This window comes from Acidiphilium sp. AL, from assembly GCF_025499445.1.
Classification (GTDB): domain Bacteria; phylum Pseudomonadota; class Alphaproteobacteria; order Acetobacterales; family Acetobacteraceae; genus Acidiphilium; species Acidiphilium iwatense.
Genome location: NZ_JAIMBZ010000015.1, coordinates 68,067 through 76,406 on the forward strand (window position 1 = coordinate 68,067; position 8,340 = coordinate 76,406).

9 protein-coding genes are annotated in these 8,340 nt (G+C 64.7%); 7 read left to right on the plus strand and 2 right to left on the minus strand.

All coding sequences use genetic code 11. The annotated features are described in order from the left end of the window. Positions 1–21 precede the first annotated feature (21 nt). Positions 22–2,376 (minus strand): TonB-dependent receptor, encoded by a 2,355-nt coding sequence (locus AiwAL_RS10775; protein ID WP_235702319.1) that lies wholly within the window; start codon positions 2,374–2,376, stop codon positions 22–24. Positions 2,377–2,560: 184 nt separating this feature from the next. Here AiwAL_RS10775 and hisG point away from each other — a divergent pair, with 184 nt between their 5' ends. Genes hisG through AiwAL_RS10805 form a run of 6 tightly spaced genes read left to right on the plus strand, consistent with a single transcriptional unit; the run spans position 2,561 to position 6,418 of the window. Beyond that, positions 2,561–3,259, plus strand: a complete 699-nt coding sequence (hisG, locus tag AiwAL_RS10780; protein WP_235702318.1) for an ATP phosphoribosyltransferase — start codon at positions 2,561–2,563, stop codon at positions 3,257–3,259. Next, the gene (hisD, locus tag AiwAL_RS10785; RefSeq protein WP_235702317.1) at positions 3,259–4,545 is read left to right on the plus strand and encodes a histidinol dehydrogenase; all 1,287 of its coding nucleotides are present in this window, start codon (positions 3,259–3,261) and stop codon (positions 4,543–4,545) included. The genes hisG and hisD overlap by 1 nt, the downstream gene beginning before the upstream one ends. Before the next feature lie 58 nt (positions 4,546–4,603). After that, on the plus strand, positions 4,604–4,822 hold the full coding sequence (gene infA / locus AiwAL_RS10790) for a translation initiation factor IF-1 (protein ID WP_174503779.1): 219 nt from the start codon (positions 4,604–4,606) through the stop codon (positions 4,820–4,822). Positions 4,823–4,836: 14 nt separating this feature from the next. Continuing rightward, complete coding sequence (locus AiwAL_RS10795) at positions 4,837–5,400, plus strand: nucleoside triphosphate pyrophosphatase (protein ID WP_235702316.1); 564 nt, start codon at positions 4,837–4,839, stop codon at positions 5,398–5,400. Next, positions 5,388–6,257, plus strand: coding sequence for a ribonuclease E/G (locus tag AiwAL_RS10800; RefSeq protein ID WP_262312678.1), 870 nt, complete (start codon positions 5,388–5,390; stop codon positions 6,255–6,257). The genes AiwAL_RS10795 and AiwAL_RS10800 overlap by 13 nt, the downstream gene beginning before the upstream one ends. Then, a complete protein-coding gene (locus tag AiwAL_RS10805) occupies positions 6,254–6,418 on the plus strand; it encodes a DNA gyrase inhibitor YacG (RefSeq protein WP_235702314.1) in 165 nt (54 codons plus the stop codon). The genes AiwAL_RS10800 and AiwAL_RS10805 overlap by 4 nt, the downstream gene beginning before the upstream one ends. On the opposite strand, the gene AiwAL_RS10810 is transcribed toward AiwAL_RS10805, so the two are convergent. Then, the gene (locus AiwAL_RS10810) at positions 6,367–6,966 is read right to left on the minus strand and encodes a TIGR00730 family Rossman fold protein (RefSeq protein ID WP_235702313.1); all 600 of its coding nucleotides are present in this window, start codon (positions 6,964–6,966) and stop codon (positions 6,367–6,369) included. The genes AiwAL_RS10805 and AiwAL_RS10810 overlap by 52 nt on opposite strands. A gap of 246 nt (positions 6,967–7,212) precedes the next feature. Here AiwAL_RS10810 and AiwAL_RS10815 point away from each other — a divergent pair, with 246 nt between their 5' ends. After that, positions 7,213–8,205 carry a LysM peptidoglycan-binding domain-containing protein gene (locus tag AiwAL_RS10815; RefSeq protein WP_235702312.1) on the plus strand — a complete coding sequence of 331 codons (993 nt, stop codon included), beginning with the start codon at positions 7,213–7,215 and terminating at the stop codon, positions 8,203–8,205. Positions 8,206–8,340: the final 135 nt, after the last annotated feature.

Consider the following 8,340-nt stretch of genomic DNA (forward strand, 5'->3'; position numbering starts at 1 on the left):
TCGTGCCGGTTACCCAGACATTCAGAATTTCGCGGTCAGCGATACCAGATACTGGCGCGGTGCACCTGGGGCAACCAGGATCGTTCCCGCACTGTTACCGCCGAAATACCCGCCACTCGAAATATACTGGACCGGGTTGTAGCGGGTGCCGAACAGATTGTTGATATTGAATGCCAGTTTCAGCACCTTCACTGCGCGGGAAACATTTTGCGGCACCGGAATATCGGCACCCAGACTCAGATTGGCGATGTTGAAGCTCTTCTGCTTCACATTCGAGGGCGCACCGGTCAGATTGTTGAACAGATATTGCGAGCCGGTATATTGATCGAGGAAGCCGACATTCACCAGAATGCCGCGTACGAAAGTTTTGTAGTCGATACCGATGGAGGCCAGGACTTTCGGGTTATAGGAGATCGGAACGCCCTGGAGCGGCATGGTCGCGCCGCCCGGCAGATAGGAATTGTAGATGTTGTTGCTGAAGCTGACATTGGCGAACAGATGCCAATGGAAGTTCGGATCGGCGGTCGCCGCGATATTGAATCCCTTCAGCGTGGCGTTGGCAGATGCGAATTTGGTCAGCGCAAAATTCGTAACATAGGTTGCGATCGTCTCGTTGGTTAGTTTGTCGTGAAAGTAATTGATGTTGAGCGATGCGTTGTGCAGAAAGCCCGCATCGTGAAACAGCAGCTTGGCGCCGATTTCGTAATCGACGCTCTTGACCGGCTTCAGCGTCGCGATATCCACGGCACCGGCATTACTGTTGTTGGCGCCGAACCCGTTATCGGTTGGATTTTGATAGGATGTCGCGTAACTCGCATACAACGCGCCCCAAGGTACCGGTTGGTAACGTACGCTCACCGAAGGCTCCGGGTTGGTAAATGTTTTCTGCGTATTGCCCGTCACCGAAACGTTGTTTGGATTGCCCAGGGCGTTATTATAGAAGCTGGTTTGATACTCCACACCCGCAATACCTGGGGTAATGCTCAATCCCTTGAACGGCGTGATCGTGTCCTGAATGTATGCGTCAAGAAACGTGTTATAGAGCGTAAAGTTTGAAATCTGAGAGGGATTCGGCTGGTTGGTGCCAAGGCTCGGCGTATAGCCGAGATAGATCGGCTGATAGCGCTGATGGATCGCGTAGCCCCCGAACTTTACATCGTTCGCCGGCAGTTTCCAGTCCATGTAGGCCTGATCGCCATACGTGTCGGATTCGGTATAATAATACTCGGTATTCGCCGCGTTGCCCGGAATATAATTATTCATCCTGTAATGAACGCGCGCCCCGTGCCGGAACCAGGTATTGTTGTGGAAGGTCAAGTCTGGCGCGAGATCGAGCGCCAGTTTGCCGTAAAGCATGTAGTCGCGCACCTGAATGCGCTTGAACCAGACAGCGGGCGACAACAGACTGTAATAGCCGCTGGTCGACTGGCTGTAGAGCGGCGCATTGGCACCCAGCCCTTCAGTCGTGATTCCGGCGATCGGCGCGATCGGGATGAACAGTGGACTGGGGCGCTCTTCATGATTGTTGTCGACATAACCGCCGAAACTGATCGCGCCGCCGTCGAACACCCGGGTCACCTTGCCAAAATAGGCATTGGATTCGGATGGCGCGTGAAAACTGACGCCCGGCACGCCAACGCGGAACGTATCGTTGCGGATATAGCCGCCCGCGAGAAGGATGCTCCACCCATCGATCAGGCCGGAATTGGCGATGAAATGCCCGCCATAGGTGGCATCGCTGCCGAACGTGCCGCCAACCTCGTAGTCCGGCTTGGCGGTCGGCTGCACCGGCACGAAATCGACTGTGCCGCCGATGCTGTCGAACCAGCGCGACGCCGGATTGCCCGGTCCGTTGATCACGTTGATGCCGCTGATCATTTGCAGAATCGGAATTTCGTTGGAATCCCACTGGCCGTTATGCGCGGTTAGGTTGTTCATCGGAATGCCATCGAACAGAACCGTGATCCCGTTGCGCTCGGCATCGCCGTTCACCGACGACCAGCCAACCTTCGCGCCACGCAGCGAAAACTCATAGCGCGCCGTTCCTGCCGATCCGCCATAACCACGCACCGCAACGCCTGGTGCCAGCGACAATGCCTGTGCGGCACCCGCTGCCGGCCCGACCGATTGAATCTGCTGTCTGGTCAGAACCGCTTTGCTCTGGCCGGAGGCAAAAATCTGCTTTTTGGTGAGTCTCCGGTCGGTTTTTTTCAGCGCTGCGGCGGCGGCATTCATCGTCCCGCTCGCCGACACCGTTCCCGCGTTTACCGCCTGCGCCTGTGCCGCTCCGGCCATGGCCATCATGCTCGCCGCACCCAGCAACGCCGCGCGCAAGCCCTGGCGCGCCATGCGCCGGCCGGAAAAACCGCTTTTCATCGAAGTCCCCTCTGTATCGCGTCGGTAATGCGCCGGTAACGGCGCGAAAGATCGAGCGGGGGATAGCCGGAACCGGCCGCGCGGGGTGTTAAGCTTTCGGGACGGTTTGGTTGCGCCTCGATGACGCACCGTCGTGCCCGATGCAGGTTTGGCAGGGTCGCGGTGCGGTGGTAAACGCCGCGCCATGACCGCCGTGACCCCTATTCCACCGGCAGCCGACGTTGCGAGCCGCACGCTGGTTCTCGCTTTGCCGAAAGGTCGCATTCTCGCCGAATGCGCGCCGCTGCTCGCCCGCGCCGGCATCGTCCCGGAAGCGGATTATGCCGACGAAAGCTCCCGCCGCCTGCGCTTTCACACGGAAACCCCCGAGCTCGACGTGATCCGGGTGCGCAGCTTCGACGTCGCCACCTTCGTCGCCTTCGGCGCCGCCGAAATCGGCATTTGCGGCGCCGACGTGCTGATGGAGTTCGACTACCCGGATATCTACGCGCCGCTCGATCTCGGCATCGGCCATTGCCGCATCTCGGTCGCCGAACCGGCGGACGCGGCCGGGCGCACCAATTTTTCGCGCCTGTCGCGGGTGCGGGTGGCGAGCAAATACCCCAGCATCACCCGCAAGCACTTCGCGATGCGCGGCATCCAGGCGGAAATCGTCACGCTCAACGGCGCGATGGAACTCGCCCCCGGCCTCGGTCTGTCGCGCCTGATCGTCGATCTGGTGCAGACCGGCAGCACCCTCGTCGCCAACGGCCTGGTCGAGACCGAGGTGATCGCCCATGTCACCTCGCGGCTGATCGTCAACCGAACCGCGCTGAAAACCCGACCCGAGGCAATCGGCGCCTGGATCGCCCGGTTCCGCGCCGCCCTCGAAGCCGCCGCCTGATGCGCCGCCTCGCCACCACCGATCCTGGGTTCGATGCCGCGCTCGCCGCCTTGCTCGCCGATCGCGCCACGGCGATCGATGTCAGCGAAGCCGTCGCCGCGATCATAGCCCGCGTGCGCGCCGAGGGTGACGCGGCGCTGATCGACCTGACCGCGCGCTTCGACCGTTTCCCGCTCACCGAAACCACGCTCCACATCGGCGCCACCGAAATCGGCGCGGCGGTCGCCGCCGTGCCGGCGGCGCAGCGTGCAGCGCTCGACCGCGCCGCGACCCGCATCGAGACATTCCACCGCGCCCAGATGCCCGCCGACCTCGCCTTCACCGACGAAACCGGCGCGCGCCTCGGCCTGCGCTGGGGACCACTCGATGCCGTTGGCATCTATGTGCCGGGCGGCAAGGCGGCCTATCCGTCCTCGGTTCTGATGAACGCGATCCCCGCGCGCATCGCGGGGGTTTCGCGCATCGCCATGTGCGTGCCCACACCGGACGGGGTGACGAACCCCCTGGTTCTGGCCGCCGCCCACCGCGCCGGCGTGACCGAGATCTACCGCGTCGGCGGCGCGCAGGCGGTCGCAGCACTCGCCTACGGCACGGCGCGCATCGCCCCGGTCGATCGCATCGTCGGCCCCGGCAATGCCTATGTCGCCGAGGCCAAGCGCCTTGTGTTCGGCCGGGTCGGCATCGACAGTATCGCCGGCCCCTCGGAAGTCCTGGTCATCGCCGATGCGGCGCAGAACCCCGATCACGTCGCCCTCGACCTTCTCGCCCAGGCCGAGCATGACGAGGCAGCGCAGGCCATTCTGATCACCGACGATGCCGGTTTCGCCGACGCGGTTGCCGAAACCATCGCACGCGTGCTCAAAACCCTGCCACGCTCGGCCGTCGCCGGGGCAAGCTGGCGCGACCATGGCGCAATCGTCCTGGTGCGCAACCTCGACGAGGCGACCGCCATTGCCAATCGCATCGCCCCCGAACATCTGCAGATCATGACCGCCGATCCGGCGCGGGATTTCGCGCGCATCCGCCATGCCGGCGCGGTTTTCCTGGGCCGGCACACGCCCGAGGCGATCGGCGATTACATCGCCGGGCCGAACCACGTGCTGCCGACCTCGGGAACCGCGCGCTTCGCCTCCGGCCTGTCGGTCTATGATTTTCTTAAGCGCACCACCTGGGCGGAACTCGATGCCGCATCCCTCGCCACGATCGGCCCCTCGGCCGTCACCCTCGCCGAAGCCGAAGGGCTCGGCGCCCATGCCCGCTCGGTCGCGATCCGGCTCGAAGCTTGACCAATTCGCCGCTCGGGCTCATGGGAACGATCGTTCAATGACCGACCGACGAGGATAGATGTCGAAAGAAGACATGATCGAATTCAGCGGCACCGTCGCCGAGCTGCTGCCCAATGCCATGTTCCGCGTCAAGCTGGACAACGACCACGTGATTCTGGCGCATACCAGTGGCAAGATGCGCAAGAACCGCATCCGCGTCCTGGCCGGCGACCGGGTGAACGTGGAAATGACCCCCTACGACCTCACCAAGGGCCGGATCACGTTTCGCTTCAAGTAAGCGGGCCGCTTCAAGTGACTCTGGTTCTCGCCTCGTCGAGCCCGCGTCGGCTCGATCTGCTGCGCCAGCTCGGCATCGCGCCCGACGCGATTGTCGTCCCCGAAATCGACGAGACGCCCTTGCGCGGCGAAACCCCGCGCGAACTCGCCGCGCGCCTCGCCCGCGCCAAATGCGCCGCCGTGCCGCGCGCCGATGCCTTCATTCTCGCCGCCGATACCGTGGTCGGGCTCGGTCGGCGCGTCCTGCCGAAAGCCGGCACTGAAACCGAAGCGCGGCGCTGCCTCGAATTGCTCGCCGGGCGCCGCCATCGGGTCTATTCCGCGATCGCGCTCCGCGCGCCGGATGGGCGGATCGCCGCGCGCAACGTCGCCTCGGTGGTCGGCTTCGCCCGGCTCGAACCCGCGATGGTCGATGCCTACATCGCCAGCGGCGAATGGCGCGGCAAGGCCGGCGGCTACGCGATCCAGGGCCGCGCTGCCGGCTTCGTCGATTTTCTCGCCGGCTCCTATTCCGGCGTGGTCGGGCTGCCGCTGCACGAAACGGCGAATCTGCTGCGCGGCCTCGGATGGCGACCGTAATTCTGGCCTCCGCGCGTGGTGAAGCCGTCAGGCTCGCCCTGATCGAGAACGGCGCGCTCGCCGAATACACGCTCTGGCGCCCGGCGAGCCCGGACGGCGTGGGCGATCTTTATACCGGGCGAGTCAGCACCCGCGCTTCGGCCCTCGGCGGCGCGTTCGCCGATCTTGGCGACACCACCGGCTTCCTGCCCGACAGCGCGGGCGGCAAGACCCTGTCGGAGGGCGATATCGCCGCCTTCCGCGTCACCCGCGCAGCCCAGGGCGGCAAGGGACCGCGCCTCGCGCTCGCGAAGGACGCGCCCGGCGCCAGACCCGGCCTGATCGCGCGCGGGCCTGGCCCGCTCGGCGACTGGCGCGCACTGCACCCGACCGCCCCGATCTACGCCGATGACTACGCCCTGATCGCCGCGCTCCGCCCCCGATTTGCCCTGGTCGAATACAAATCCGGCTGCTTTGCCGACATCGAAGACGAAATCGCGTCTCTCGAAGACCTCGAAATCGCCCTTCCCGGCGGCGCGCGCGCCACCATCACGCCGACCCCCGCGCTCACCGCGATCGACATCGACGCCGGCGCCGCGACCGCCGAACGCGGCGGCAAAGCCGCATCCCAGGCACGGCTGAACCGCGCGGTGATTCCCGAACTCGCCCGCCAGATCCGGCTGCGCAATCTCGGCGGCGCGATCCTGATCGATTTTGCCGGCATGAAAGCGTCGTCCCGCGCGGCACTCGGCCCCGATCTCGCCGCCGCCCTCGCGCGCGATCCCCTGAAACCCCGTCTGCTCGGCTTCACCGTCCTCGGTTTCGCCGAAGTGCTGCGCCCGCGCGTCCGCACGCCGTTGCACGAGATCCTGCGGTGACCACGCCGCCGCTCTGCCCGATCTGCCATAAACCGGCCACGCGGGAGCACAAACCCTTCTGCTCGCGCCGGTGCCGGGAAGTCGATCTCGGCCGCTGGTTCGGCGAGGATTACCGGCTGCCGACCGCGGAAATCCCCACGGACGATTCCGGCTCGGAATAATCTGCCAGCGCCTCCAGCCGGGCGAGTGCCACCGGCACATCCTTCACCATCTCGATCAAACCCCGCGCCGAAGGCCGGGCGAAACCGGCCGCGATCACGTGGTCGAGCAGAGCGGCGACCGGCTGCGCCCAGCCGAGAATATCGACCAGGATGATCGGCTTGTCGTGCCGGCCGAGCTGCTTCCAGGTGATGATTTCAATCAGCTCGTCCAGCGTGCCGAGCCCGCCCGGCAGCACCACGAAGGCATCCGCGCGGGCGAACATGCGCCGCTTGCGGGTGTGCATGGAATCCGTCACGATCAGCTCGCTGAGGCCGGGAAACTCGACCTCGCGGGCGCGCAGGAATTCGGGAATGATGCCGGTGACATGAGCGCCCGCGCCGAGCGCCGCACCGGCGAGTTCGCCCATCAGCCCGACATTGCCGCCGCCGAACACGAGGCCCATGCCGCGCGCCGCCAGACCCTTTCCCAGCGCGCGCGCCGCCGCCATGTAGTCGGGCTCGGCACCCACCGAAGACCCGCAGAATACCGTGACCGAAATGTGACTCATCATCCAGAATTACCCACCGATACTATCGAACAGCGCGCCTTCGTGGCAGGGTCTTTCCACCGAAGCAAGCTAGTGTCTCGATTCGGAAGTTCGTCGGTGCCAAAAGCGGCGTTTTACGACCTTCCGAATCGGAAAAACACTAGCAAATATATGATTCTAGTGTGGTTTTTGGTTCTGGAGTTCCTAAAACCACCGCCGCGAATGCATAGGAACTTCAGAACCGCCACACTAGCGACAGAGTCTCCGATGTCTCAGAACGCGCAGCAGGCCGGACCCGACAAAATCGATCGGCGACCGGCGATCCCCGATTGGGCCGCCCCGGCGGCGATCGCCACGCTCGGCGTGCTCGCGTTGCTCGGCCTCGTATTCCTCAGCGGCAAGAGCCATTTCGAACCGACCAAGGCCGCGCCGAAAATCGCCCAGGCAACGGTTCAGAAGCAGGCAGCGCCGAACGGACCGACTTTCGACACCGTGCGCGTCGATGCCGGCGGCAATGCGGTGATCGCGGGGCGCGCAGCACCCGGCGCCACGGTGACGATCACCGCCAACGGCAAACCGATCGGCACGGTGAAGGCGGATTCCTCGGGCAGCTTCGCCTTCGTCACCTCCAAGCCGCTGGCGCCGGGCGGCCAGCAGATCGCGATCTCCGAGGCGCTGGGCAATGGCCAGACCCTGGCGAGCGCGCGCAGCGTGACGGTTTCGGTGCCCAACGCGCCGAACGAGGGTGCGCTCGCGGTGCTGAGCGGCATCGGCAAAACCCCGTCCGAGGTGTTGACCGGCCAGGGGCCGAAACCCGGCAGCCTCGGCCTCGGTTCGGTCGATTATGACGCCACCGGCAACGCGGTGATCGCCGGCACCGCGAAGCCGGGCGCGCATGTGTCGCTGTTCCTCGGCCACACCAAGCTCGGCACCGCGATCGCCGGCGCCAACGGGCGATGGCAGATGCGCACCGATCACATGCAAGCCAAGCCCGGCACGTTCCGGCTGGAAACCACGGGCAGCAACGGTGCCGTCACCGCGACCATGCAGACCGCCTTCGCGCCGCATCGCGTCGCGTCGCTGGCACCCGGCCATGTCGTGATCAAGCGCGGCCAGTGCCTCTGGCTGATCGCGCGCGCGGTGTACGGCAAGGGCACCGAATATTCTCTGATCTATCGCGCCAACGAAGCGAGCATCCGCGACCCCAACCTGATCTATCCCGGCCAGAGATTCGTGCTGCCGCAGCCGGCGCAGAATTAGGGTGTGTCGTCATTTGACCGGGGGGATTCCGGCGCGACCGTTTTCCTGATTCATAGCAGATCAGCATTCCGAAAGGCTGATTGATGGGGCGTTATGGGCTGAGGGCTGACCAATGGGAGCGGATTGCGCATCTTT